The organism is Tangfeifania sp., from assembly GCF_055108615.1.
The window spans coordinates 1-26443 of sequence record NZ_JBSQIC010000015.1; the positions used below are offsets into that span (position 1 = coordinate 1).

The 26443-nt window shown below is 41.3% G+C and carries 30 protein-coding genes and 1 riboswitch; of the genes, 15 read left to right on the plus strand and 15 right to left on the minus strand.

Translation table 11 applies throughout. The annotated features are described in order from the left end of the window. Nucleotides 1-215: 215 nt before the first annotated feature. The 6 genes from ACTCNA_RS05025 (at nt 216) to ACTCNA_RS05050 (ending at nt 5215) form a co-directional block, all read left to right on the plus strand. Nucleotides 216-437, plus strand: coding sequence for a group II intron maturase-specific domain-containing protein (locus ACTCNA_RS05025; protein WP_462946859.1), 222 nt, complete (start codon nt 216-218; stop codon nt 435-437). Between the two features lie 398 nt (nt 438-835). Next, a complete protein-coding gene (locus ACTCNA_RS05030; protein ID WP_462946807.1) occupies nt 836-1177 on the plus strand; it encodes a type II toxin-antitoxin system HigB family toxin in 342 nt (113 codons plus the stop codon). A gap of 11 nt (nt 1178-1188) precedes the next feature. After that, a complete protein-coding gene (locus ACTCNA_RS05035) occupies nt 1189-1746 on the plus strand; it encodes a helix-turn-helix domain-containing protein (protein WP_462946808.1) in 558 nt (185 codons plus the stop codon). 170 nt (nt 1747-1916) lie between these two features. Continuing rightward, a complete protein-coding gene (locus tag ACTCNA_RS05040) occupies nt 1917-2189 on the plus strand; it encodes a hypothetical protein (RefSeq protein ID WP_462946809.1) in 273 nt (90 codons plus the stop codon). 44 nt (nt 2190-2233) lie between these two features. After that, nucleotides 2234-2500, plus strand: coding sequence for a type II toxin-antitoxin system RelE/ParE family toxin (locus ACTCNA_RS05045; protein WP_462946860.1), 267 nt, complete (start codon nt 2234-2236; stop codon nt 2498-2500). A gap of 130 nt (nt 2501-2630) precedes the next feature. Continuing rightward, a riboswitch (TPP riboswitch) is annotated at nt 2631-2731 on the plus strand. Between the two features lie 42 nt (nt 2732-2773). Continuing rightward, on the plus strand, nt 2774-5215 hold the full coding sequence (locus ACTCNA_RS05050; protein ID WP_462946810.1) for a TonB-dependent receptor: 2442 nt from the start codon (nt 2774-2776) through the stop codon (nt 5213-5215). Nucleotides 5216-5318: 103 nt separating this feature from the next. Here ACTCNA_RS05050 and ACTCNA_RS05055 read toward each other — a convergent pair whose 3' ends face one another. The 6 genes from ACTCNA_RS05055 to ACTCNA_RS05080 form a co-directional block, all read right to left on the minus strand. Further along, nucleotides 5319-6449: a chorismate transformation FkbO/Hyg5 family protein gene (locus ACTCNA_RS05055; RefSeq protein ID WP_462946811.1), complete on the minus strand. Its 1131-nt coding sequence runs from the start codon at nt 6447-6449 to the stop codon at nt 5319-5321. 55 nt (nt 6450-6504) lie between these two features. After that, nucleotides 6505-7185: a deoxyribose-phosphate aldolase gene (deoC, locus tag ACTCNA_RS05060; protein ID WP_462946812.1), complete on the minus strand. Its 681-nt coding sequence runs from the start codon at nt 7183-7185 to the stop codon at nt 6505-6507. A 10-nt stretch (nt 7186-7195) separates the two neighbouring features. Further along, nucleotides 7196-7396: an exodeoxyribonuclease VII small subunit gene (xseB, locus tag ACTCNA_RS05065; RefSeq protein WP_462946813.1), complete on the minus strand. Its 201-nt coding sequence runs from the start codon at nt 7394-7396 to the stop codon at nt 7196-7198. A 1-nt stretch (nt 7397) separates the two neighbouring features. Continuing rightward, a complete protein-coding gene (gene xseA, locus ACTCNA_RS05070) occupies nt 7398-8831 on the minus strand; it encodes an exodeoxyribonuclease VII large subunit (protein WP_462946814.1) in 1434 nt (477 codons plus the stop codon). Between the two features lie 4 nt (nt 8832-8835). Then, nucleotides 8836-10395: a S8 family serine peptidase gene (locus ACTCNA_RS05075; protein WP_462946815.1), complete on the minus strand. Its 1560-nt coding sequence runs from the start codon at nt 10393-10395 to the stop codon at nt 8836-8838. Between the two features lie 262 nt (nt 10396-10657). Continuing rightward, nucleotides 10658-11455, minus strand: coding sequence for a toxin-antitoxin system YwqK family antitoxin (locus ACTCNA_RS05080; protein WP_462946816.1), 798 nt, complete (start codon nt 11453-11455; stop codon nt 10658-10660). 139 nt (nt 11456-11594) lie between these two features. On the opposite strand from ACTCNA_RS05080, the gene ACTCNA_RS05085 reads away from it, so the two are divergent. Beyond that, complete coding sequence (locus tag ACTCNA_RS05085) at nt 11595-11822, plus strand: hypothetical protein (RefSeq protein WP_462946817.1); 228 nt, start codon at nt 11595-11597, stop codon at nt 11820-11822. Between the two features lie 254 nt (nt 11823-12076). Here ACTCNA_RS05085 and ACTCNA_RS05090 read toward each other — a convergent pair whose 3' ends face one another. The 5 genes from ACTCNA_RS05090 to ACTCNA_RS05110 form a co-directional block, all read right to left on the minus strand. Further along, entirely contained in the window at nt 12077-12862 is a 786-nt protein-coding gene (locus tag ACTCNA_RS05090) for a hypothetical protein (protein WP_462946818.1), read from the minus strand. Then, nucleotides 12852-13376, minus strand: coding sequence for a hypothetical protein (locus ACTCNA_RS05095; RefSeq protein ID WP_462946819.1), 525 nt, complete (start codon nt 13374-13376; stop codon nt 12852-12854). Before ACTCNA_RS05095 ends, ACTCNA_RS05090 begins: the two co-directional genes overlap by 11 nt. Before the next feature lie 55 nt (nt 13377-13431). Then, entirely contained in the window at nt 13432-14094 is a 663-nt protein-coding gene (locus ACTCNA_RS05100; RefSeq protein WP_462946820.1) for a metallophosphoesterase family protein, read from the minus strand. A 347-nt stretch (nt 14095-14441) separates the two neighbouring features. Continuing rightward, on the minus strand, nt 14442-14642 hold the full coding sequence (locus ACTCNA_RS05105) for a hypothetical protein (protein ID WP_462946821.1): 201 nt from the start codon (nt 14640-14642) through the stop codon (nt 14442-14444). Continuing rightward, nucleotides 14642-15082 carry a Dps family protein gene (locus ACTCNA_RS05110; RefSeq protein ID WP_462946822.1) on the minus strand — a complete coding sequence of 147 codons (441 nt, stop codon included), beginning with the start codon at nt 15080-15082 and terminating at the stop codon, nt 14642-14644. Before ACTCNA_RS05110 ends, ACTCNA_RS05105 begins: the two co-directional genes overlap by 1 nt. An 89-nt stretch (nt 15083-15171) precedes the next feature. Here ACTCNA_RS05110 and ACTCNA_RS05115 point away from each other — a divergent pair, with 89 nt between their 5' ends. Beyond that, nucleotides 15172-16119: a hydrogen peroxide-inducible genes activator gene (locus ACTCNA_RS05115; RefSeq protein ID WP_462946823.1), complete on the plus strand. Its 948-nt coding sequence runs from the start codon at nt 15172-15174 to the stop codon at nt 16117-16119. 17 nt (nt 16120-16136) lie between these two features. On the opposite strand, the gene ACTCNA_RS05120 is transcribed toward ACTCNA_RS05115, so the two are convergent. Next, on the minus strand, nt 16137-16514 hold the full coding sequence (locus ACTCNA_RS05120) for a hypothetical protein (protein WP_462946824.1): 378 nt from the start codon (nt 16512-16514) through the stop codon (nt 16137-16139). Nucleotides 16515-16874: 360 nt separating this feature from the next. On the opposite strand from ACTCNA_RS05120, the gene ACTCNA_RS05125 reads away from it, so the two are divergent. Continuing rightward, the gene (locus ACTCNA_RS05125; protein WP_462946825.1) at nt 16875-17147 is read left to right on the plus strand and encodes a helix-turn-helix domain-containing protein; all 273 of its coding nucleotides are present in this window, start codon (nt 16875-16877) and stop codon (nt 17145-17147) included. An 11-nt stretch (nt 17148-17158) separates the two neighbouring features. Next, a complete protein-coding gene (locus ACTCNA_RS05130; protein ID WP_462946826.1) occupies nt 17159-18388 on the plus strand; it encodes a type II toxin-antitoxin system HipA family toxin in 1230 nt (409 codons plus the stop codon). 141 nt (nt 18389-18529) lie between these two features. On the opposite strand, the gene dnaK is transcribed toward ACTCNA_RS05130, so the two are convergent. Further along, nucleotides 18530-20470: a molecular chaperone DnaK gene (gene dnaK / locus ACTCNA_RS05135; RefSeq protein ID WP_462946827.1), complete on the minus strand. Its 1941-nt coding sequence runs from the start codon at nt 20468-20470 to the stop codon at nt 18530-18532. 219 nt (nt 20471-20689) lie between these two features. Between dnaK and ACTCNA_RS05140 the strand changes: the two genes are divergently transcribed. The 3 genes from ACTCNA_RS05140 to hepT are packed head-to-tail and all read left to right on the plus strand — an operon-like array spanning nt 20690 to nt 22628. Further along, on the plus strand, nt 20690-21799 hold the full coding sequence (locus tag ACTCNA_RS05140; RefSeq protein ID WP_462946828.1) for an acyltransferase family protein: 1110 nt from the start codon (nt 20690-20692) through the stop codon (nt 21797-21799). A 39-nt stretch (nt 21800-21838) separates the two neighbouring features. Beyond that, nucleotides 21839-22252, plus strand: coding sequence for a type VII toxin-antitoxin system MntA family adenylyltransferase antitoxin (mntA, locus tag ACTCNA_RS05145; RefSeq protein ID WP_462946829.1), 414 nt, complete (start codon nt 21839-21841; stop codon nt 22250-22252). Next, nucleotides 22212-22628 carry a type VII toxin-antitoxin system HepT family RNase toxin gene (gene hepT, locus ACTCNA_RS05150; RefSeq protein WP_462946830.1) on the plus strand — a complete coding sequence of 139 codons (417 nt, stop codon included), beginning with the start codon at nt 22212-22214 and terminating at the stop codon, nt 22626-22628. Before mntA ends, hepT begins: the two co-directional genes overlap by 41 nt. 174 nt (nt 22629-22802) lie before the next feature. On the opposite strand, the gene ACTCNA_RS05155 is transcribed toward hepT, so the two are convergent. After that, nucleotides 22803-24101 carry a hypothetical protein gene (locus ACTCNA_RS05155; RefSeq protein ID WP_462946831.1) on the minus strand — a complete coding sequence of 433 codons (1299 nt, stop codon included), beginning with the start codon at nt 24099-24101 and terminating at the stop codon, nt 22803-22805. 252 nt (nt 24102-24353) lie between these two features. Between ACTCNA_RS05155 and panB the strand changes: the two genes are divergently transcribed. Continuing rightward, nucleotides 24354-25169 carry a 3-methyl-2-oxobutanoate hydroxymethyltransferase gene (panB, locus tag ACTCNA_RS05160; protein WP_462946832.1) on the plus strand — a complete coding sequence of 272 codons (816 nt, stop codon included), beginning with the start codon at nt 24354-24356 and terminating at the stop codon, nt 25167-25169. 39 nt (nt 25170-25208) lie between these two features. Further along, the gene (locus tag ACTCNA_RS05165; RefSeq protein ID WP_462946833.1) at nt 25209-25919 is read left to right on the plus strand and encodes an RluA family pseudouridine synthase; all 711 of its coding nucleotides are present in this window, start codon (nt 25209-25211) and stop codon (nt 25917-25919) included. On the opposite strand, the gene cdd is transcribed toward ACTCNA_RS05165, so the two are convergent. Then, on the minus strand, nt 25897-26379 hold the full coding sequence (gene cdd, locus ACTCNA_RS05170) for a cytidine deaminase (protein ID WP_462946834.1): 483 nt from the start codon (nt 26377-26379) through the stop codon (nt 25897-25899). The two genes, ACTCNA_RS05165 and cdd, sit on opposite strands and share 23 nt — an antisense overlap. Nucleotides 26380-26443: the final 64 nt, after the last annotated feature.

Here is a 26443-nt window from a genome sequence, read left to right on the forward strand (position 1 = left end):
GTTTTTGGCAGAGCGGGGGTTGGAACTCTCGCCGGGAAAGTCCAAAATCTCACACATCAACGACGGTTTCAACTTCCTGTCCCAGAATGTCCGAAAATATAAGGGCAAGCTGCTAATACATCCATCAAAAGAAACCATTCAATCGTTCAAAGACAAGCTCACTCAGGAAACTGTTCAGAGAAAACCGTGGCATACCGGCTCATGCCTTAATCCGTATTTTGAACCCGGTCATCAGGGGCTGGTCGAACTACCACAAAGGCATTTGCTCAAAACGCACATTTGCAAAGTTGGGAACGTTCATTTACTGGCAGCTCAAACGATGGGCTAAATACCAGCACGGGAATAAAAACCGTTGGTGCCTGCCTGCCGGCAAAGGCAGGGATATACCATCGGTATTTTCACGACAATCATTTTACCGACCAGAGAACTACACCTAAAAGGTATCGAACATAATCGTTTATACCGCATCGCGTATGTTCCTATCCAGTATCATGTGAAAGTGAAAGCCAGGGCCAACCCTTTTCTTGCAGAATATGACAATTATTTTTTTCAAAGAACCAGAAGGAGAGAAGATTTAGCCAAAGAATGTAAACAAATTACTACATTTATCTCAAATAAAGATAGTAGTAACAGCCGGGTTGCCCTTCGCCGGGACAGCCTTTAAAGTGCCTGAGCTGTATGCGGTGAAAGTCGCACGTACAGTTCTTAGGGGGCGTAAGCTACCCGGTTGCGCAATTAGGGCAGAGCAGTATCATAGAAAGTAAAAATGAAATAATTCACGAAATAAGTTCAGGATTAGTTGGAACTTTGGTATCTTTGTACAAAATGATTTAATGTGAATTTAATTAATAGAAGTTTACTTGAACGATTAAAGCGGAAAAACCGTGGGAATACTAAGTTGATTAAAGCAATCGACAAGTTAATAGACGATATTCAAGTAAATATTTGGGATTCACCGACTGAGTTAAAAGAAACACGGCCTGATGCTGATTGTGTTCATAGTGACGGTTTCTATTTTTTTAATCTCAATGTCCATCGTACAATGATTCTGATAGAATTTGACGAAAACAAAAGAGCCCGTGTTATTTGGACTAGTTCGCATCAGAATTATGACAAAACATTTAAAAACAACAAAAAAACGATTAAAAAGTGGCTCAAAGATAATGGTTGGATTTAAAACAGTTTGATATGAAAGATTTAGTTAACATTAGAGAAATAGAGAATATCCAACAGTTGGATAATGAATATGATTTACAGAAAGGTTTGCTGCTTGACAGAAAATTAAGGTTAATGATTAAAGAAAACCCTGATTTAAAACCACTCCATGATAAATTGTTTGAGCTAATTCAGAATTACGAAGAGAAAAACTGGTCGAATAGTGAAAATATTTCTGACAAGCAATTTGATGAGGCAGAAACTGCAGAACAACTTGTTGAAATTGAACGAAAATTCATAGCACAAAGAAAAGAGGTTATTAGAAAAAAGCTGAAAAGCTATGATATGAATCAAACTGATTTAGCAGTTTTACTTGGACATAAAAAATCGTACATGTCAGAGTTGATTAATGGAGTATCTCAATTCTCAATGAAAGATTTAGTAATAATCCATAGAGTTTTACGGGTTGATTTAGCCAAATTGATTCCTACTTACCTGCAAAACGAAACACGAGAGAGAGTAAAACAAACTATCAATCAATTAAATAAACCGAAACTAAGATTAAGAAAGAAAGACTTGATAATGAGTTAATAAAAGCGCATAACATTTTATATATTTAACTGTGGGTTCAGTGCTTCATTTCAACTATTTAGCCCGCTTCAATTTTGTACGTATGCGGACTGGAAACTGCCACGCAAACCACAGCTCAACATATAAGTGAACCGTTAGGCACAAGGGAATCTCATCAACGAAAAATTCGGGTGATTGATAAAATCGTTATATTTGATAAAAATTTGATGATGGATATAGCTGCAAGAAAACTAAACTTTGTTCAAAGATTTCTCAGATTGTCAGATGAAAAGACGATTGGCAAATTAGAAAAGTTATTATTTACAGAGACTAGCAGATTAGATAAAATTAGTCCAATGACAATTGAGGAGTTTTATGCAATGATTGACGAATCAGAAAATGACCATAATAATGGAAATGTAATTGAAGCTAAAGATATATTAAATCAAATTGATAAATGGTAGCTAAAATTATTTGGTCAGATTTTGCCCTTCGATAATTAAAAAATATTCACAATTTTTATAAAAATGAGGCAAGTGAAGAAACTGCCCAAAGACTAACAAAATCAATAGTCCAGACCACAATTCAACTAGAAACAAATCCTCAAATTGGGCCAAAAGAACCTCTACTCGGAGATTATGAATTCGAATATAGATTTCTTGTTAAGAAAAACTATAAAATAATATACAGATTGGATAATAATATTGTTAGAGTAATTTCAGTATTTGGCACACGACAAAATCCCAGTAAAATTCGAAATTTCTTAGACAAATAACTTAACCCCAGTACAACAAGTAGATTACGTGTAACTTGAAAAAGAAAGACAGACCATATAAAATGTATCTGGATGACTTTTTTAACTCCAACTTTGCCCTTTTCAAATTTCCTTTTTAACTTTGCAATGATATTACGCAATGGGGGTGCCTTAATTTAATTAAGGGCTGAGATTATACCCACTGAACCTGATCCGGGTAATGCCGGCGAAGGGAGGGCAAAAGGGCTCCGGCCCACTCCATTGGTTAGATTTTTTAACCAAAATTTCAAAAAAATGAGACGTTTTAATTTATGGCTGCTGTTGCAGCTGATGGTTATTGCCGCACTGGGGCAACATAACCTGAAAGGAGTTGTAACCGGAAACGGAGAACCTTTATCCGGGGCGAGTGTCATTATTGTTAATTCTTTTTACGGAACATCATCCGGGAGTGAAGGACAATTTGAGTTTAAAAACCTAAAAGAAGGCAAGTACACATTAAGGGCTTCCTTTATTGGCTACAAACCGCGTGAAGTAACGGTGCAAATCCCAATGGATGAAGAGGTTGAAATAAACCTTCGGCCCAAAACAGTAATGACCGGGGAAGTACTGGTTTCTGCCACACGCGCCAAAGACAAAACCCCGGTGGCCTACACTACTATTACTGAAGATGAAATTGAATCACGCAACATGGGGCAGGACATTCCGTACCTGCTGCAATTAACACCTTCGTTTGTGGCCACTTCAGATGCCGGTGCAGGAGTGGGATACACCAATTTCCGTATTCGTGGCTCTGATTTAAACCGTGTAAATGTAACGGTTAACGGCATTCCGCTGAACGATGCTGAATCCCACGGCACCTGGTTTGTGGATTTGCCCGACCTGGCTTCCTCGCTCGAAAATGTGCAAATTCAGCGTGGCGTGGGCACTTCCACCAATGGAGCCGCAGCGTTTGGCGCAACCATCAACCTGCAGACCAATACGTTGCAAAAAGATGCTTATGCCGAATACAAAACCGCGGCCGGTTCGTTCAATACATTCAAAAACACGGTATCGGCCGGAACCGGCCTGTTAAATGACCATTTCACGCTGGATGCCCGCCTGTCAAAAGTCACATCCGACGGCTTTATCGACCGTGCTTCTTCTGACCTGAAATCATTTTTTGTTTCTGGTGGATATTATTCTAAAAAAACGGTTTTAAAAGCCAATGTTTTTTCGGGATGGGAAGAAACTTATCAATCGTGGTGGGGCGTTCCATCGGTGCGGCTCAATAACGATGTGGAAGGAATGAGGCGCTACGAAGAACACTGGCTCTACACACCCCGGCAAACGGAGGAAATGATTAACTCCGACAGTCGAACCTATAACTATTACACGTTTGAAAACCAAGTGGATCGTTATCAGCAAGATCACTACCAGCTTCATTTTTCGCATAAAATAAGCCCATCAATCAACCTTAATACTTCCGGTTTTTATATCAGGGGAAAAGGGTATTACGAAAACTTTAAACCCGGAGAAGACCTTGTTGATTACCAGATTCCGGTTATAAACATCGGGGAAGAAACCATTGAAACCACTGATTTGGTCAACCGCAAATGGCTCGACAATCATTTTTACGGGTTCACATTTTCGCTGAATTACAATAAAACCCGAAGCGATTTTACACTGGGCGGAGGTTGGAATACCTACGACGGCGACCATTACGGGAATGTCATCTGGGCACAGTTTGTTGGTGAAGCCGGGTTTAACCATGAATGGTACCGGAACAATGGCCTGAAAAAAGATTTCAATATTTTCGGGAAATACAATTACCAGGTTGCTGAACGGCTGAACCTGTTTGCCGATTTGCAGTACCGGAGAATCGATTACAGCATTGATGGAATCGACGACGATTTACGCGATATTTCGCAGGTGCATGAGTTCAATTTTTTCAATCCTAAGCTGGGGGTGTTTTATGAACCTGCCCAAAACCACGATTTATATATTTCATTTGCAACGGCCAACCGCGAACCCAACCGCACGGCCTATATTGATGCCGATCCGGAAGGCAGTCAGCCGGTTCATGAAACGCTCCACGACTGGGAACTGGGTTACAAATATAATTCTACCGTATTCTCGGGCGATGTAAATATTTACTACATGAATTATAAAAACCAGTTGGTGCTCACCGGAGAAATTAACGATGTGGGAAATCCGATTATGGCAAATGTGGATAAAAGTTATCGTGCCGGGATTGAACTTCAGGCCGGAATAATTATCACCAAAAACTTTGAATGGCAGGGAAATGTAACGTTCAGCCAAAGCAAAATAAAAGATTTTACTGAATATGTTGACAACTGGGACACCGGCGGACAGGAAGCATTTGAGCTGGGAACAACCGACATTGCTTTTTCGCCAAATACGGTTGCCAACAGCAGGTTGAGCTACAAACCGGCCAACAACTTTTCGCTGTCGCTGATTTCATCTTATGTGGGAAAACAGTTCATCGACAATACATCGAGCGACAAACGCAGCATTGATCCGTATTTTGTCAACAATTTTAAAGTAGATTATTCTTTCAGCGGAAGCGTATTTGATGAAATAAAACTCCACCTGATGGTGAATAATTTACTGAACGAAATGTATGAAAGCAATGCCTGGGTGTATTCCTACATTTTTGGCGGCGAGCGTTATGAAATGGATGGCTATTTCCCGCAGGCCGGCAGGCACTTCATGGTCGGGGTGGATTTTAGTTTTTAATATAAAACCCTTCTTCACCATCGGTGTCGCCTGGAGCGATATCAATGGTGGGGTATTCGAGTATTCGTGGCACGAACTCAAAGTCGTGCCACGAATTTATTATTTATTCCAGCACCACTTTCCCTTCAATCTCCACCAGCAAATCATCGCGGCAAATATCTGCCAGAATAAACACTGCCGACAAATTTCCAAAGTAACGTTCCACAGTATTTTTTATGGATTTAAAATCCTTGCGGTGTTTTACATAAACACGAGTATGACCGTATTGGGGACGAATTCCGTTGTCCGGAATTTGTGATAAAACCTCATCAGAATACAAACGCCGGATATTTTCTATGGTGACTTCGGCCTGTTTCGCCGCATCACCCAAACCTATTGTTTCTTCCCCGCGTATGGAGGCAGTTCCGGAAATAAAAATCATTTTCTTCCCAAAAACCCCGAGATAACGTGCCCGCTCAAATTTGGGTGTGGTTTTAACGGCAAACTTTCCCCCAATCAAAACTTTATCGCTATAAACATGTGCGGCAACCTGGCCAGGATTGTCAAGTGGCATCGTATGTGCAGATTCCGACTTCAGGGCCACAAATTCAATCAGCACGCCGCCCCGGTTCATGCCAATTCCGGTGGCTGCCGGATAGCCTGTTTCTTTAAAATGATGGGCATAAAAATCAGAACGGACATTGTTAAACTCCTGGTAACGTTGCTTGTCGTCATCAAAACCCAAAATATCCTCCAGGTAGTTCCACTGGCGAATTATGGAGTTTACCGGAAAACCGGCATACCCGAGCAACCCGCCAAAACCTTCGAAAGTGTTGGCTGCATTTTCATGGCAGCTTTTGCTTTTATTGGCCTGCACATTCCCGATTAAAATTTCGGTTCCTTCGCGTTCAAAAAGCATGGCAGCTCCATTTCCTTTTTGAATATATTTCGAATTCCAAAGTGTGGCATCGAAATAAAAAACCTCGGCCAGAATTTTACAGGTTAATGGCGGCTGGGCAATAATATTTACTACCACGGGCGTTGTAAACCGTTCGGAAATCAGTTCGTGCGCTTTCTCCTGCAAATTGCTATAAGAATTGTTATTGGACGTATCGGCAAAAAAATTAACCTTAAAAACTTTCTTTCCCGAATTAATCTGGTTCAACTGGCCAACACAGCTCAATAATTGGTTGTGCAGCGATTCAGTGGTATTATCGGGTTTTATATAGATTCGGTCTCCGTTTAGAAAATACATCCTGGTTCTTTTTTCTTCAAGAACTACAAATATGCCTTTTTTTTGTGAAAAAAAATTAATAATCACCGGTGGCTTTTGCGCCGTTCAAAACGGCTTCGGTGGAGCCAATCCCGAGCCTGTCGGCACCCTGTTCGAGAAAAGCTACAGCTTCGCTCCAGGTGTGAATTCCACCCGAGGCTTTTATTTTCATTTTATCGCCAACGGTTTTTACCATCACATCGATGTACTCCGGCTTTGCGCCCCCGGGACCAAACCCGGTGGAGGTTTTTACAAAATCGGCACCTGCCATAAAAGACAATTCGCACGCTTTGGCAATTTGTTCGGGTGAAAGAAATCCGCTTTCCTGAATCACTTTTACAGGCACATCGTGTTTGTGGGCCACCTCAACCACAGCTTTGATATCTTCTACCACGTAATGATAATCATCGCCCAGGAAACGCCCGATATTCATCACCATATCGATTTCATCCACACCATCTTCAATGGCCTGTTTGGCCTGAAATGCTTTTACAGGAGTGGTGTCAGCCCCGTGCGGAAAACTCAACACGCACGACACTTTCACTCCTGAATCTTTCAGCAGCTCTTTGGCAGCTGAAATATCGCAGGGTTTCACACACATGCTGAAAACGCCGTTCTCTTTGCACATGCTGGCATGTTTTTGTAAATCTACTTCGGTAAATTCCGGTTTTAATACCGCATGATCAATTGTTTTGGCTACTTGTTCTTTTGTGTACATAGCTTAAAATTTATTCTTCCATTTCTTTTAAAATCTGCTCAACCTGTTCGTTGGTTTTCAGCAACTTGTCTTTACATATTTTCAGCAGTGTGGAAACCCTCTTCACTTTTTCGGCCAGCTCGTCCACATCCAGCTCTTCATTTTCAATTTTCCCGAGAATATCTTCAATCTCCAGAATTGCCTCGTTGTAAGATACTTTTTTCGTTGCCATTTTATTCTTTTTTTGTGATTTTACTTTTAACTTTTCCATCAGCAAAACGGGTTTCCACTTCATCGTCAACCGCAAGTTGTTTCACCGATTTAACTACCCGGTCATTTTTCATGGTTAGCGTGAAACCCCGTTTCAACACATTTTCAGGATTCAGCAACCGCACTGCATTTTCGTTCAAATGAACCCGTTCCGATTCCTTCGAAAGCAGGTTCCGGGTGACCGACTTTAACCGCCCGACCAATCTGCTGTTTTCTGTCTGCTCTTTGAAAAACACTTCGCCTGCCAGCGTTTTTAGTAACTGCCGGTTTCGTTCAAGGCCATTCTTTTTTCTATTGTTCCAGGCCGTAACTGCAGATTGCAAATCGTACTGAATTGTATTCAGTTCATATTTTTTATTGAATGAAAACCGGCTAACCTGCTGTTGAAACTTGTTTCCTTTTGCCGTGAGCTGAGTCTTTTTTTCATTAATAAACCGCGTAACCAGCTGGTGAAAATCAGCTGCAAAACTTTCCAGCTGATGGTGTTTCTCCTGCACATTTTCGCGGGCTGCGTCAACCACTTCTTCTTCCATTGTAAGCAACCTGTCATAAAAACGTTCAACACCTGTAATAAAAAATTCAGCCACGGCGGTGGGAGTTTTCATGCGGGTATGTGCCACCATGTCAGTAATTGTATCATCTTTTTCGTGCCCAATGCCGGTAATAACAGGTAACGGAAACTGGGTGACATTAAAAGCCAGTTCGTAATTATCAAAACAACTTAAATCGGCCGAAGCTCCCCCACCCCTGATAATTGCCACGGCATCGAAAAAATCTTCGTACTGAAAAATCCGTTCCAGTGCATTTATAATTGAAGGAACAGCCCCTGTTCCCTGCATTGTTGCCTCAAAAATGTGCGCATAAAAACGGAAACCAGCAGGATTATTTTCCAGTTGATTCATAAAATCCTGGTAACCGGCCGCGGTTTTGGAAGAAATCACGGCTATATTTTGCGGAACCAAAGGCAACTCCAACTCTTTGTTCATGCCAAAAACTCCTTCGCGCTGCAACCGTCCCATGATTTCTTTCCGCTGCAGGGCCAAATCGCCCACGGTGTAAGCCGGGTCAATATCTTTAACATTCAGGCTCAATCCGTAAGCAGGATGATATTCTACCGAAACCTGAACCAAAATTTTCAGCCCGCGCGTAAACAATTGCCCGGTAGTGGTTTCAAAATAAGGTTTGAGCATCCGGTAGGTGTACGACCAGATAGTAGCCCGCGCCCGTGCAATAATGTCATTCTCCTCTTTTTCAACCAACTCGAGGTAGCAATGCCCGCTACGGTTTTCCTTCAATTCACTGATTTCGGCCACCACCCACACGGTACCGGGAATGGCTTCGCTAAGTGCATTCTTAATCCATTTGTTTAACTCGAAAAGTGTTAACTTTTGCTCCATCGGGTTACGGACTTTTATAAATTTTCACGGTTTCAGCAGATTCTTCTGAAACTACCTGCAAAAGTAACATACCTGAGGGCAAAAAATGAAGGTCATTCATCATAATTTTGGACGCTTCCGGTTTATCCACTTTGTAAACCAGGCGGCCGTCAGTGGTATAGAAGGAAATTTTTAGTTCGGAAAAAACACTTTTCGATTTTTTTTGTAAAACAAGGTAATCAGTCATCGGGTTGGGATAAACCAGCCAGTCGCCAAGAGTTTCAAGTTGCTCGATAACAGAAGTTTTAAGAATCTGGTCAGCCAATTTCATATCCGGGATACCGAATCCCAGCAACGAATCGGGATTATGAAACAGATGGGCACTCTGCTCAATGGCACTTTTCACCTGGAAAGCAGTTGCGTGTGGATTGGCTTGCCACAAACAGGCTGCAGCTCCCGCAATAACCGGCGAAGAATAAGAAGTACCATTGCCGGTGCCAATTGTTCCGTTACTTTTTTGCAGGGTGGTATTCCAGCCCACTGCCGACACGTTTGGTTTTACATCGCCATCGGATGCAGGGCCATAAGAAGTGAAAGGCGCAGGGGCACCGTCGCGGTTGGCTGCTCCAACACCAATTACACTATCGCCATCGGATGGAGCAATAATGTATTTCCACGGATTATTTACGCTGCCTTCATTCCCGGCGCTGGAAAACACAAGCATCCCGCGTGAAGCGGCAATATTGGCTCCCCGGGTAACGCGGGTGGTATTCCCGTCCATATCGGCATAGGTATGGTTCATGGTTGTATCGTTAAAAAGGGAATACCCCAGCGACGAATTGATAATATCAGCGCCCAGGCTGTCGGCATACTCAGCAGCGGCCACCCAGTTGTCTTCTTCAATAATATTCTCGGAGTAGGTATCCTCGGTACGAAAAAGCCAGTATGAGGCTTTGGGTGCAGTTCCAATTAGTTCTCCGGGTTGATTGCCGCCCATTATGGAAAGCACGCTCATTCCGTGATAATGCATTTCGAAAATATTGAAATTACTGTCTCTTGACACAAAATCACGGGTTCCCAAAATCTGGTTGTTGGCCCACAAACTGTCGAAAGCTGAATACTGGTTGGCTTTATAAAATCCGGCATCGAGCACGGCAATTTGCATTTTCTGCCCCCTGAAATCCTGGTTATGCAGAAACTGCCCGTTCAACTGCCCGACCTGGTAAACCGAACCGCCGTAAAAAGTGGTGTCGATGTCAAGTTGGTTTTCAGCCACAACCGGTTCGGCAAATTTATTTACTCCACTTTTAATTTGCGAAACTTTTTTGGTGAGCTGCACCTCTGTTACAAATGACAGTTCCCGTACTTTTTCTTCAAAATCGTCAGACTCTGTAGCGACAGTTATTCCGTTCAACCATTTTGATGAATGAATAAAGACAGCACCGAGTTGCAAAACCTGATTAATGTATCCGGGATCAACCGGTAAATCGAGCGAGTCGATTGGGATATTTTGCTTTTCACGACGTTCGATGGCTCGTTCAGAAAAATATTCTTCGGGGAAAGCAGTGGAGTAAGGCGTGTTCATTTTGTCAGAAAAACCAACCCAAAAATACATTTGGCCCCATGATGTTGCGGTGGTCAAAATCAATACTGCCAATAATATAAAAATCCTCACTTTCTTCATGCCGGTGCCAACGATTCAGTTTTCTTGCCTGATTTAACTTAAGTAGTACAAATTAATGAAATCCAGCGACTTTTTAATTATAGATTCAAGAGAATTTGAGTAATCCGGTGCAAAAGCTTTGTCCCCAACAGAATAGCAAAATAACTATTCTTCGGAAAAATAACTACCTTCCCTTTTGCATTTGCCTCATGTATTCGGAGGGGGCCTGCATGAATTTTTCCGGATCAGGAATGTTTTGCCTGCCTTGTTCCAGGTTTTTTATTTCCTGGTTGGCAATACTGTCGCGCACTTCAGGATTCAGCAAAACGCCTTCGTTATATTTTAAGGTATAAAGCAATTCGCCGGAATCATTGTAAAATTTCCAGTCGTCGTGCCGCAGATTGTTTTTATAATGTGCCTTCATTTCCAGTCTTCCGTTTTTGAAATAGGAAAGGCAAAGGCCATTTCGTTTTCCGTTGCTGAAATTGCATTGCATGTAAGGGTTGCCATTTTTAAAAAAGACCTGGTACTTTCCTTCCTGACGACCGTTTTCCCATTCGGCCTCTTCCATCACTTCGCCTGTGGGGTAAAATTTCCGGGAAATCCCGTGTTTTTTATCGTTGACATATTGCTCTTCCGAAAATTTCACATTTTCAGAAAAGAACGTCCATTTGCCTTCCTTCTTTTCATCGATATAAGCCCCCTGAGCTATTTTTTTTCCTCGGTTATCGAACAGTTGCACAAATGCCGAGTCGGATTTTTCATCGTACTCGATTTTTGCTTTTACCTGTCCGCCGGTGTGATAACGTGTCCAGTTCCCTACCGGTTCACCGTCTTTAAATTCGCCCTCGTACATTAATCTGCCGTTGAGGTATTTTTTTTGCCATTTGCCCTGGCGCAAACCGTTGGCATCGGTTTGGTTAATTTGCGAAAAGCTCAAAAACGGGATACATATAACCAGGCTAAAAAATAACAATCGCATAAATCATTCTTTTGTGTGGGAACAAAAATAGTTTAAAGTTTTGAACCGGTGTAATAATACCATTTTTCAAAACAAACTAAAAACTGAAAACCCCAGGAGACTCAGCTTCCAAAACGTAAACTTTTAAAAATTTACCACCATGAACAAAAAACAAGTTAACCGCAAGGAGATGTATGACGCGGTGATTGCATTTCTCGATGCCAATGCCGAAAAGTGGTCTTCCATTCCAAAAGCAGGCGAATTTAAAAACGAATTTTCAGTGGTAGTCGTTCAAATTGAACAGGCGCAGGAGGCACAGCAGGATGCGCAGGTTTTTGTGGGCAAAAACAAAACACGGATACTTAGCTGCCCGCGAGGTGGTGGATAATTAATTTGTGTTTGCGTTTTATTATTCATTTTAATTGGCGGGAGTTCCGGAAACGGGGCTCCTGCTTTGTTTGTACAATTGAGGGAAGCGTGTTTTGGGTGGATTTATAAAAAATACGGTCAGATGCGAAGAAAGTGGTAACAATGGTTTGACAAGTCAGATATATAGGCTTTTGGAAGGAGTCGCCAATAAAATACGTATTCCCTGTATGACATCATCTTATGACATAAAATAGGTATAACATTGAGTATTCATTATAGATTTTTTACTTTATTCTCCATCTTACTGTCGTTATAAAACTGTTTACTTTTTATATGCCAAAACGTTAAGTCAGAGAATTCATCTGGATATTTTTCTCCTGCAATGTTTTGGATAAGCTCCATTATAATTTCAGTAGCTTCCTCTTCTGAACCATAAGGCAAAGCACTTTCTATACCTTCTGTTAATCCATCATTTTTCAACAGATTGGAACATTCTTCTTTTAAATATGTTTTTACACTTTCATTTGCATTGGTTATGCTTTCGGGTAGTTTAGAACAATTGTCCAGTATATAAATAATATCCTCAAAATCATGACTTTGTCGTAAATCAGTACCACCACGTCCTTTATGTGCCTCAAATTTCGCAGCCAAATAATATTCCGGTGGAAAAACAAAAATTTCAGTTCCGTCGGGGAGCGTTTTTTGTATTTTAATTTCAATCCCCTCCTCGTACCACTGGTTACTAAAACCAAGAACATCTGAATCAGTTGGCATAACATCGACTTTGATGTCATTGTAAATCCATCTGCAAATTAGCGCTCCTTCTGACGTGTCGTTTTTAAAGCCTCTGGCTCTTAGATTTTCTTCCAATCGTGCTAATTGAAGCCTTGAACTAATTTCAATTACACAATCTACATCAATAGTTGGTCTGATTTCCGAAGCCGCCGGATTATCGGCATAAAGTTCAGCAACCGCACCTCCTACAAAAACCATTTCATCTTTTAACTCCCCCAAACCATTGGCAACAGTTTGAAGCATTTTAATATTTTCACCAGGCATTTTTCAGGCGTTTGTTTAATTCGTCGATTGCAATTTGTATTTCCCTCACGCGACCAACCCGAATGGTGTCAACAATAGTTAGTAGTTCATAGAATAATTTATCCTCCTGAACTATCGGAGGGAGCGTTTTGTATAATGGCTCAATGGCTTGACCTCTGTGAGTGCCTTTAGCATTAGCCCATACATAAATGTCGGCATCCGATGAAATATGTTCTTTTATTGGCGAGGCAGAATGGGCAGTAGGAATTCCTTTAACTATAGCTCCCGGCTCAGTTGGAAAAACATATTTTAACCCGTAAACAAGGAACTCAGTAAAAGAATTGATATTAACTTTTCTTTTTTTACTATCAATGAGCTTTGCAATCTTACATCTGTTCAATGCTTCAGAAACTTCAGAAGGACTTATCCCAATAGCATTTGCAATATCAATATTTCGCCACTCATCATCTCCTATTGAAATAATCTTCAATAGAACAACAATATCTTGTGGACGCATTCCATTGTGCTTTTTCATAATCACCATCGTTGATTCGCGATTCGCGAATTGCAAATATATCTATAATATCAATTCAAACAAAAAGTATTCTTTGATTATTAAAGTCATAAGCAGTAAGCCTTCCAAAACCTTCATTATCTTTATAAACACAGCCAGTATCAATATTAATTACACGATGCTTTGAAAGAACTCTTTCTTTACATTTAGCAACACTTACAGGATTATGACCATGAACAATAATCCTATCTGACAATAACGCATTTGTGTAAGATTCTTTGCATTTCCAAAGCATTGAATAATTATCAGTAAAAGGATTAAGCGCATTATCATTAAATCCGGCATGTACAAAAAGATAATTTTCGAATGCGTAATAGAATCTCGAACTTTTAAAGAATTTAATGTATTTCGATTCAATATCTTTTGCAGAACTAATTTCAAAGCTTTTTAAAGTTTCATTTCCGCCGTTTTGAATCCATAGTGAAATATTCTTTTCATTTTCATAAGCATCAAGCAGCATCGCCTCATGGTTACCAATTAGCGGAATGATGTCAAATCCCTTCTCCTGTAATTTCATTATAAAATCAACAACTTCTTTACTTTTATCACCTCTGTCAATGTAGTCACCGAGCAGGATAAGTTTGTCATTTTTTTGAAGTTGGATTTTGTTTTGTACCAATTCCTTTAAAGAATCGAAACATCCGTGAATATCGCCAATTGCAAAGAGTCTTTTATTCATAACTCAAAAGGTTGAATAGCGTTTGTAGATTAGGAAATTGCATTCCTTTGCACTTATTTTTTAGTGCAATCACCTTCATACTTCTTCTCTTATTTTTCTGAAAATACATGTATGTGTATTCACGATATACAAAAATTCAGTTTTTAGTTTCAGCATTTAAAAATAAGAATAATTGTTGGGAATCAACCATTTAATGATAATTTCCAGGAGCTGGCAAGGCAAAAAACCGGGCAGCTACCGGGCATTCAACGTTTCGCAACGGGCTCACTTTTAAAACAATTGGTAAAATAAGGGGATTAGGGTTGGTTTAGGGGGTAAACCATTGGGCTACTAAGGTTCGTGGAGAGTTAAATAAGGTTTTTCCCAACAGGTTCGCCTGGTGTGTGCCGGCTGGCGGGAAAGGTGGTGAATAGGTTCTGCTTTACATCCATTTTATTGAGCAGGTGACCGAGAGTGACTAACTCAACAGGCCTGTAGGAGACCAGCTCAAATGAAAAAAGCCCCGCAGCAAACTGCGAGGCTTTGATTTCGATTTTTTTATTTGCCATTAGCTAAGCCACGACTTCAGCATCCAGATGCGTTTTTCAGTGGCTCCAATTAAATCACTGAGCAAAGCTGAAGTTCCTTCGTCGCCGTCGGCGGTTTCAAGTACTTCGTACAATTTTTTCAGCAATGTTTGGCTGTTGTATAGAACAATCTTTACGCCTTCGCTACCATCGGCAACAGTTCCGGCTTCTTTCAAATCAGAAATTTTCACATAGTCGGCAAACGTATGCAGCGGCTGTCCGTCAACCATTAAAATACGTTCTGCAATTTCGTCAACAACTTCGGCTGTTTCGTTGTACAATTCTTCGTATTTTTCATGCAAGGAAAAGAACTGAGGCCCTTTAACATTCCAGTGCAATCCTCTTAAATTCTGATAAAAAATTTGGTAATCAGCCAGCAGGTCGTTTAATTCGTCAACTAATTTTTGATTTTTTGTACTCATAATTTTTGATTTTTTTTGTTTTGTTATTCAATACTTCAAAGATACTATTAATTATATTTTCTATCTTTATATAACTATAAATTTTACTTATGCTTAATATTACTCAGCTGGAATATTTAAAATCATTGGTTCAATTTGGCAGCTTCTCTATTGCAGCAAAAAAATTACAAATCACACAACCCGCATTAAGTTTGCAAATTGCAAAGCTGGAGAAGGAACTTGGATTCCGGCTGCTCGACCGCCGAAAACGCCCACTTGAGCTAACACCGGAAGGCGAGGTTTTTTACCAGAAAGCGGTGGACATTTTACTGAAAATTCAGGAGCTGAACAAAGTAACTGCCGATATGGGGGAACAAATCTCAGGCAACCTGAAAATCGGAATTATTCCCACTTTGGCACCATATCTTGTTCCGATGTTCATTAACGATATGAATAAAAACTACCCGCAGTTACAGGTTGAAATCAGCGAAGTCAAAACAGAAGAAATTATTCATGAATTAAAAATGGGCAACCTCGATTGTGGCATTCTTTCCACTCCGTTAAGTGCTATCGGAATCGATTTCAAACCGCTTTTTTACGAACGGTTTTATGCCTACATTTCACCCAATCACCCGCTTTGCAACAAAAATGACCTCAAAGTAACCGATTTGGATAAGGAAGAAATCTGGTATCTCGAAGAGGGAAACTGCTTCCAAAACCAAGTGAACTCCATCTGTAAAATCAACTACCAGGAGCAGGCCAATCGAAATCTGGTTTACCGCAGCAACTCGATAGAATCGCTGCGCCGGATTGTGGAAAATAAGGGCGGTATCACTTTTATTCCGGAGTTGGCTACCATTAATGTTTCGGTGGAGCAGGAAGATTTAATCAAAGCGTTTTCAGAACAGCCGACCCGCGAAATCAGTGTGGTTACGCTGAAAAATTATGCAAGTGAGCGACGGATAAAAGTGCTGCAGAAAACCGTTTTGAAAAACATTCCGCAGCGGATGAAAAAACAGCCTACTGACTGGATTGTGGATACGAACATTCGGATATAAAAAATTCATTTGAAAATCTATGGAACAAATTCCCTTTGTGTGAATTTAACGGCGATATCTTTTTTATCCTGCTCTGTTTTACCGCTCAACTGCTGCCACTCGCCCCTTACCTGTTCAAGTTTTTCTGAGTTATTCGATTGCTCCTCAGGCAGTTTCGACTGCTTCTTTTTCGGGAAAAACCACCGAACGGTTGCTAAATAAAGGCCATCAATTAAAAGCGCAAGAACAGCATAAATTATTATACCCAATAATGTAACTGCCCAGAATACAATTCCGGCGGTGAATTCATCTGCTCCAATATTAATTGCAAATATTCTGGCGAATGTACCTAACAATACACATCCTACCAGAACAGACAAATAAACAACTATATATTCAAGATATTTGGAATGCATCTTTTATTATATCTGCGAACTTGTAATTGCAAGGTAGCAAATGTATGTTTAATTCAATAAAAAGTATCTAAAAAAGCTTTGTTCGAGGGCGGGTTACAGGCAAGTGCTGACCTGTAAAGAATTGGAAGGGCAGCTTTTGTCGTGTGGTGCCTGTAGGCGTTGTTCTCTGTAACGGAGTAAAAAGCGACTGTTCTCCGTGAGCAGGCGAACGGGGTCAGAGCGCATTGGAGCCGGTTAAGGAAATAGGCCGGGGCACTGGATAGAAAACCAGTGAAAACCATAGCTATCGAATAAATTCAGATAATATATTAGACAATATTGATTATTTTTTGTATTTTTAGCAAACATTTTATCCAAAATATGTATTCATTAGAACCAACACCTAACGAGGTAAGTAAAAAGTTAGCAAACAGGTTTCGAATTCTACGAAAGAAATCAAAAATCTCACAGCAAGAGATGGCAGAAAGGTCTGGTGTTTCACTGGGTAGCTTAAAACGTTTCGAAAATACCGGAAAAATATCTTTGGAATCACTGCTTAAATTAATGCACCTTCTTGGACGATTAAATGAAATCGATAGTATTCTTGCCATTGATGAAAACAGGGAAGATATTGAAGAGCTTTTTACAAAATAATTTAAAATCCTATGATAGGAACAAAAAGAATAACAGTATATCTGTTGCTTGAAGGAAGTAGATTTGAAGTAGGCGAGCTGGTACTATCCAATGGTAGAATTTATTTTAGATATGATGCGGACTACCTGAAAAATGGATTCAGCCTGTCCCCTATTAAATTACCGTTTACCAGTGAAATTGTGAGTACTGAAAGAGAACCGTTTGAAGGATTATTTGGTGTATTCAATGACTCTTTACCCGATGGATGGGGACGTTTGTTGCTGGATCGTTCATTAGCTTCAAAAGGAATCGACATTGCCGGAATTACACCTTTAGACAGATTAGCCTTTGTTGGATCAACAGGTATGGGGGCTCTTATTTACCAGCCTGAGATTGAACCGAGAAAAGATGCAGGTACAATTCCTGAGTTGGATTTAATTGCAAAAGAGGTGAAACAGATACTTCAGGGAACAAGTTCTGACATTATTGAAGAATTATTTATTCTTGGAGGATCGTCCGGAGGTGCCCGCCCTAAGATTTTTGTTGGCTATAATCCTAATACCGGAGATATGATAAGTGGCCTGAAAAACCTCCCTGAAGGATATGATGACTGGATTATAAAGTTTCCATCGTCCTCAGACAATCCGGAAATTGCCAATATCGAATTCGCGTACCACAAAATGGCATTGCAAGCAGGCATACAAATGAGTGAATGCAGGTTATTTACCGGAAATTCGGGAAAGGTATATTTTGGAACAAAGCGATTTGATCGGGAAGGGAGTAAGCGTCTGCACACGCATACCGCCTCCGGACTTATGCATGATAATTTCAGAATGAGTACCATGGATTACGGACATTTAATGGATTGTGCATTCCGGCTGGAAAGGCATGTAAAAGCCTACGAGAAAATTTTCAGACTGGCAGCATTCAATGTTTACTCACATAACCGCGACGACCATAGTAAAAACTTCTCTTTTCTAATGAACGGAAAAGGGGAATGGCAGTTTGCCCCGGCTTACGACCTGACATTTTCAAATTCCGCATACGGATTTCACAGTACCATGATAGCCGGGGAAAGTCAGGATCCCGGACGAAAACAGCTAATGAAACTGGCCGATCATTTTGGCTTAAAAAACGCTGGAATTATTATCGAAGAAGTTCAGGATGCTATTAACCAGTGGCCAACAATAGCAAAGGAGTACGGCGTATCAAACGATATTATTCAGAATATTCAAAAAGCTGTGAGTAAAATTATGGACTAAAACATATTTTAGTTTTGGTACTATACTACGACAAAAATAAATGAAAAATAAGATATTAAAAACATCATATCAAACAAAAACGCAGTAAGTTTTTGACTTACTGCGTTTTGCTAATTATTGATTATCTTTAATAATCGTACCCTATTTGACTTCCTCAAAGTCAACGTCAGTAACTTCTCCGTCGTCTTTATCGTTGCCACCTGACTGACCGCCTTGCTGACCATCCTGTGATCCTGACTGGCCGCCCTGCGGACCTGCCTGCTGGCCACCCTGGGCTTGTTGCTGTGCATTGTACATCTCCTGTGAAGCAGCGGAGAATACTTTGTTCAGTTCTTCCATCGACGAATCGATGGCTGCTATATCTTGGTTTTTATGCGCTTCTTTCAGCTTGGCCAGTGCATCTTCAATTGGTTTTTTCTTATCAGCCGGAATTTTGTCGCCGTAATCTTTCAGCTGTTTTTCAGTCTGGAAAATCAAACTGTCGGCCTGGTTCATTTTATCCACTTTTTCTTTGGCCTGTTTGTCGGCTTCGGCATTGGCTTCAGCTTCTTCTTTCATCCGTTTAATTTCGTCTTCCGATAAGCCGGAAGATGCTTCGATACGGATTGATTGCGATTTGCCTGTTGCCTTGTCTTTAGCGTGAACATGCAAAATACCGTTGGCATCGATATCGAACGACACTTCAATTTGCGGTACTCCGCGCGGGGCGGGTGGAATTCCATCGAGGTGGAACCGTCCGATTGTTTTATTACCCGATGCCATTGGGCGTTCGCCCTGCAACACGTGAATTTCAACTGAAGGCTGATTATCAGCGGCAGTTGTAAATGTTTCCGACTTTTTCGTTGGGATGGTAGTATTGGCCTCAATTAATTTGGTCATTACTCCACCCATGGTTTCAATACCCAGTGAAAGCGGGGTAACATCCAGCAGCAGTACATCTTTTACTTCACCGGTTAAAACACCGCCCTGGATAGCTGCACCAATGGCAACCACTTCGTCAGGATTCACTCCTTTCGACGGATTTTTACCGAAGAAATTTTTTACTTTTTCCTGCACTGCCGGAATACGGGTTGAACCGCCTACCAGGATAACCTCGTCAATTTCGCTGGCAGAAATCCCTGCACCTTTCAGTGCCTTGCGGCATGGTTCGATGGTTGCGTTTACCAACGAATCAGAAAGTTGTTCGAATTTAGAGCGTGATAACGTTTTCACGAGGTGTTTTGGCACACCGTCAACCGGCATAATGTATGGCAGGTTAATTTCGGTAGATGTTGAACTCGACAGCTCAATTTTAGCTTTTTCGGCAGCTTCTTTCAAGCGTTGCAGTGCCATCGGGTCGCGTTTCAGGTCAACACCTTCGTCTTTTTTAAACTCTTCGGCCAGCCAGTCAATAATCACCTGGTCAAAATCGTCACCCCCAAGGTGCGTGTCACCGTCGGTCGATTTTACTTCGAAAACGCCGTCGCCCAACTCGAGAATGGAAATATCGAAAGTACCTCCCCCAAGGTCGAAAACGGCAATTTTCATGTCTTTGTCTTGCTTATCCAAACCGTAAGCAAGTGATGCGGCAGTTGGTTCGTTGATGATACGTTTAACTGTAAGGCCTGCAATTTCGCCTGCTTCTTTAGTTGCCTGACGTTGTGAGTCGCTAAAATAGGCAGGCACAGTAATTACGGCTTCACTCACTTCCTGTCCCAGGTAATCTTCGGCAGTTTTCTTCATTTTTTGAAGCACCATTGCCGAAATTTCCTGCGGTGAGTAGTTACGGTCATCAATCTGGACCCTTGGCGTATTATTATCTCCCTTAATTACTTTGTAAGGAACCCGGTTTACTTCTTTTGCTACTCTGTCGTAGGTTTCTCCCATGAAGCGTTTGATTGAAGAAACGGTCTTCTCGGGATTGGTAATAGCCTGACGTTTTGCGGGGTCACCAATTTTACGTTCCCCGTTTTCAACAAATGCAACAATCGAAGGTGTGGTACGTTTCCCTTCGCTGTTGGGTATTACAACAGGCTCATTACCTTCCATTACCGCTACGCATGAGTTGGTAGTTCCTAAGTCTATTCCAATTATTTTTCCCATTAGTATATTTTTTTAATGATTCATTTCTAAAATTTCGATGGATACTATTCAATCATTGTGCCACCTGAAAAGATGGTGGTTTTAACGAAAATCTGACACAAAATGGCCTGAAATCGGTTTTCAGCTTGTCAATTCCGGTGACAAAAAGGCAGAATGAATAATAAATTTACATTTTAAAAAAAGATTGTTAAATTCGAACTCCTATAAAAATCAACAAAAATGAGTACTAAATCATTGCGGACCGAACCCCAAAAACGCCTTTATTCGCTCGATGTACTTCGTGGTTTCGATATGTTCTGGATTACCGGCGGCGGAGCGCTTGCCATTGCAATCTCGCAACTTACCGGTGCCGGGTGGCTCGAAACGCAAATGCACCATGTAAAATGGGCGGGGTTTCACTTCGAAGATTTAATTTTCCCGTTGTTTATGTTTATTGCGGGAGTTGCCATCCCCTTCTCGGTAAAATCGAAACTGGAAAAGAATGTTCCGAAGCGAAAACTTTTTTTGAAGGCTTTAAAAAGGTTGGTTATCCTTATCCTGCTTGGAATTTTATATAACGGCACGTTCCGCAGCGGTTTCAGCGACGGCCGCATTGCCAGTGTGCTAGGGCAGATTGGCATTGGTTACTTTTTTGCCGCGCTCATCGTCATCTATTTTAAATCGTTTCGAAGCCGCATAATCTGGCTCGTCAGCATCCTGACCGGATTCGGAATTATTCAGCTGTTAATACCAGTTCCCGGATTTGGAGCTGGCGTACTCACACCCGAAGGTTGCATCAACGGATATATTGACAGTTTACTCCTGCCCGGAAGAATGTATGGCGGAACTTTCGATCCCGAAGGAATTTTATGCAGCCTCTCGGCCACCGGAATTACACTGATGGGAACCATTGCGGGAAATATTCTGCGCCGAAAAGACACAACAGACTGGCAAAAAACCGGTTACCTGGCAGTATGGGGAGCAGGTTCAATTATTCTGGCGCTGGGACTTTCTACTTTCTACCCCATCATTAAAAGCTGCTGGACTTCCACATTCAACCTGCTGACAGGCGGTATCAGCTTCCTGCTCATGGCCTTGTTTTACCTGGTTGTTGACCACTGGGGAATTCACAAGGTGTTTTTCTATTTCCGAGTAATCGGGATGAATTCAATTTTTGTGTACCTGTTTACCCGGATTATAAACGTACAACGAATTTCGGAATTTTTCTTCGGTTGGCTGGCTCAACCGCTGGGTGATAACAGCCATCTTGTAATTCTGCCCGGCAGCCTTTTAATTATCTGGCTGGTGCTTTATTACATGTACAAGAAAAAAATACTCCTGCGGGTGTAAACCACTATTTCTTGCTATTTTTACTGAAAACAGTACAGCGTGAATAAAAAGCAAACAGAAAAGAAAATTGCAGAATTTCTGAAAGTGAAAATTCCAAATTTGCTGGGGATATACACTTTCGGAAGTTTTGCCGACAACAGGCTGACTCCGGAAAGTGACATCGACATTGCTTTTTTGACATGGGAAAAATTTTCTGCGGTGGAAAAGTGGAAAATTCAGGAAGAGCTGGCTTCGCTGCTCGATATTGATATCGACCTGGTTGATTTAAAAGATGCATCGGTTGTGTTGCGCGCCGAAGTTGTAGAAAACGGAACGCGTATTTACACGGGAAATGAGTATGAATGTGACAATTTTGAGGTGACAACTTACTCGATGTACGCCGATTTGAACGAAACAAGAAAAGATATTTTGAATGACTTTAAAGAAAAATATGGACGAAATTCTGATAAATAAGCAAACGACGATTAACCGATGCATCAAAAGAATCAGGGAAGATTACCAGGATGATTTCAGCGAGAATTTTACCCGGCAGGATTCCGTCATTCTAAATATTGAAAGGGCTTGCCAGACCGCCATTGACATAGGAAATCGAATAATTAAGCTTAACAAATTAGGACTTCCCCAAAGCAACAGGGATACATTTATTAAACTTGAAAAGAACAAAATAATAACACCGGAATTAAGCAGCAAAATGCAGGCAATGGCAGGGTTTCGCAATCTTGCTGTGCATGATTATGGTTCCATTAATCTGGATATTGTTGTTAACATCGTGGAAAATAACCTCGATGATTTGAAAAGTTTTGCGGAAACAGTGATTGCTGAAACTTGAATCCTCTAATAAAGTAGGTTCTAAATGTCATTTCGAGTGTTCACCTAATTTTATTAGGCATAATGAGAAGATGACAGAAAATACATCTTTATGAATTCTTTGAGCCTTTAATATTTTGTGGTGAATAAGAAATAGCCAGTAAGACACAAAAACACGAAGGATTCACTAAGGATTTTAATATTTAGAGCGATAGAACGAAACCGACACTTCCGGCCCAGGCAACACAAATGTATCGTTTTCAGTAATTCGCCATGAAAAAGCCAGATCCATCCGGTATTTGGAACTTAGCTGCGAGTAGTAATTCACGTAAGGAATGAAATTGTGGCGCACAGTGCCAAAATCGTCAATGTCATTCACAACTACGCCCGGTATATATTTCAGTCCAAAATCATAACGGGTCTTCAAATCAGGATAAAAACTCCAGCCCAGTTCTGTTTCCAGTAACATCCAGTCCTGCTTTTTGTAGCTGTTGTAGCTCAGGTTAGCTCTTACTAAGCGGTTCCAATTCAGGTTGCAGTACTTTTCATGTTCGATTTTGAGGTAACCCCCAAAAATAAAATCGGGCTCGTGGTTATAGTAATTAAAAAACGGACCTACCTCCACCCGTGTCCCGTTCATTCGTGGCATGAACTCTCCCATTTCCCAGTCAGAAGGAATGCTTTCCGGTTCTTCCAGCAGCATTTGCCGGTTAATGAACGATTTCAGCTGTTCCGCCTCTTTTTCTGCGTCGTGCCCCGAACGGGCATTCCGGCTGTGTTTGGTTCTTCCGATTTCAACGGCAAGCCGGGTAATTTCTTCATCCGAAAAATTTCTGCGTGCGTAATTTTTGTTCAGCAAGTACTCAGCCACCATAAAATGGTTCATCGGATTCAGTCGCCCCCGGCCCCAGCCTGCAGCGGCTTCAAATCCATACCTGAGCTTCGACTGACTGGAATCTTCGGAATATGGCGCTACCACCTGGTTCGAGTCTGTTCTCACTCCTTCGGTAGTACGGCGATACAAATCAAATTGCCCCCAGGCATTTACCTTTACAATGGTGTAGTTTTTAAAATCGTAGTAAAACCGGCTGGCATAACCTGCTGCTGCCTTGGTTCGCATACCGATGACATCCTGGTTGGCATCGATAAATTCGGTTGTGGTGCTATCCCTCAAAGTTCCGCTACCCAGGAACGGACCGGCTTCAAATGTATAATTCCAGTCTTCCTGCCTGAATACAAGGTATTTCCAGTTTTGGTCCGACCACCTGAAAAGCAGCGAATTTGTTGTCAGATCCTCAAAATAATTTGAATTATCGGTTAATTCCTGCTCCCTTTCTTCCTGCAAATGGTAAATAAATCCCGTATTCAGTTCTTTCTTCAAAAACGGGAAAAGCATCGTGCTGTCATTTTCAAAATTCTCAGTTGAATAGCCTGAGAATCCTGAAAAAATCAGCAAAACCAAAAACAATATTTTTATGCCTGTATATTTTTTCATATTTCTGAACACTCCTTTAGGTGCCAAAGTAATGAAACTTCTTTTAAACCCAAATAAACCTGCGGTTAATAAAAGTTAAGCAAAACTAATAATTAGCAACAGAGTTAAAATATATAAAATATCTCTTAAAATTGTTTGAGCATTTTCTTCACACGAAGAATTACAGTGTCAATTTACCGACATTAGAGAAAAACAGTGTTGCGGAGGTAAAAACCTTTGGTTACTTTTGTATAAAAATAAAATATCAAAAAAATGTCGGTACACAACGAAATAAAAAAAGTAACCACTCACCGTTTATCGGAAATGAAACTAAGGGGTGAAAAAATTGCCATGCTCACTGCATACGATTTCAGCATGGCCAGCCTGGTTGATGAAGCAGGGCTTGATGTGGTTCTGGTAGGCGATTCGGCTTCCAATGTAATGGCAGGCCATGAAACCACACTGCCCATCACCCTCGACCAGATGATTTATCACGGGGCATCGGTAGTAAGAGCCGTTAAGCGTGCACTGGTGGTTGTGGATTTGCCTTTTGGAACCTACCAGGGTAACTCACGCGAAGCTTTAACTTCGGCCATCCGCATAATGAAAGAAACGGCTGCCGACGCTGTAAAACTCGAGGGCGGTTCGGAAGTTATTGAATCGGTACACCGGATTATATCGGCTGGAATTCCGGTGATGGGACACTTGGGACTGATGCCACAATCTATCCATAAATTCGGAACGTACACGGTACGCGCAAAAGAGGAAGCCGAAGCCGAGAAGTTACTCAGCGATGCCAGGCTGCTGGAAGAAGCGGGTTGTTTCTCTGTAGTGCTGGAAAAAATACCTGCCAAACTGGGCGGAAAGGTGGCCGAAGAACTGAAAATTCCTGTTATTGGGATCGGTGCCGGTAACCAGGTAGATGGGCAGGTACTTGTTATTCACGACATGCTTGGCATTACCCAACAATTTTCGCCCCGGTTTTTACGCCGTTATCATAACCTTGCAGCTGAAATAAAAGGAGCTGTGGGCTCATATATTAAAGATGTGAAATCGCAAGATTTTCCCAATGAAAAAGAGCAGTATTGAGAAAATTTATAGTTCCGGGTTTAAAGTTTAAAGTTTAAAGTGGAGGTACTTTACGAAGACAATCATATTATTGCTATAAACAAAGCCTGTGGTGAGTTGGTACAATCGGATATCACAAATGAGCGTACTCTCGTGGACGACATGAAGGAATATCTGAAAAAAAAGTACAACAAGCCCGGGAATGTTTTTGTGGGGTTGCCACACCGGCTCGATCGTCCTACCAGCGGAGTGATGATACTGGCCAAAACCGGTAAAGCCCTCGAACGGTTGAACAAATTGTTTAAAGAACGTGGCCAGATTAAAAAAACCTACTGGGCGGTGGTAAACAAACGCCCGCCCAAATTTGCCGATACGCTGGAACATTACCTCAAAAAAAACACCACCAAAAACAAAAGTTTTGCTTACCCCAAACCAATCCCGGGAGCCAAACTGGCAAGGTTAACTTACCGCCATGTTGCAAGTTTGCAACGCTATCATTTGCTTGAAATTGATTTACTGACGGGGAGACATCATCAAATCCGTGTTCAGCTGGGCACGCTTAATATGCGTATTAAAGGTGATTTGAAATACGGATTTCCGCGTTCCAATAAAGATAAAGGCATCCACCTGCATGCCCGCAAACTTGAATTTATTCACCCTGTAAAAAAAACGCAGGTTACCATTGTTGCCGACCCACCGGATGATCCGGTATGGAACGAATTATTAAAACTATTCAGGGAAAACAAATTCAGTCCAGTGATTCCGGTTTAAACGCAAAGGGCAGCAGGTCTTTAACTCCCTCCAAAACATGGATTTTTTTCTTCCCGTCGAGAATGATTCTTATGGGTTTACCAAAACGGAACTCGGCTTCTGCCAAAGCCTGACGACAAGAGCCGCAGGGTTTTACCGGCCCGTCAACTACATTTTCATTATTAGTGGCGGTTACGGCCAGTGTTTTCACGGCAACATCAGGATAGGTGGCATTGGCATAAAAAAGGGTCACCCGCTCGGCACAAAGCCCTGCAGGATAAGCCGCGTTTTCCTGGTTGTTTCCGCTGAAAATTTCGTTGTTTTCCAAAAGCAACGCGGCTCCAACATGAAACTTCGAATAGGGTGCGTAGGCATTTTTGGCAGCTTCGCGGGCAATCTTCACTAATTTTTGATCTTCGGCAGGCAATTCATCCACCGATTTATATTCATATACGAAAATCCGTAATTCTTTCGTTTCCATACCAGTGATTTTGCTCAAATGTACAATTTTTCAAAAAAATGAACGTACGCAAAATTTTTGAAAT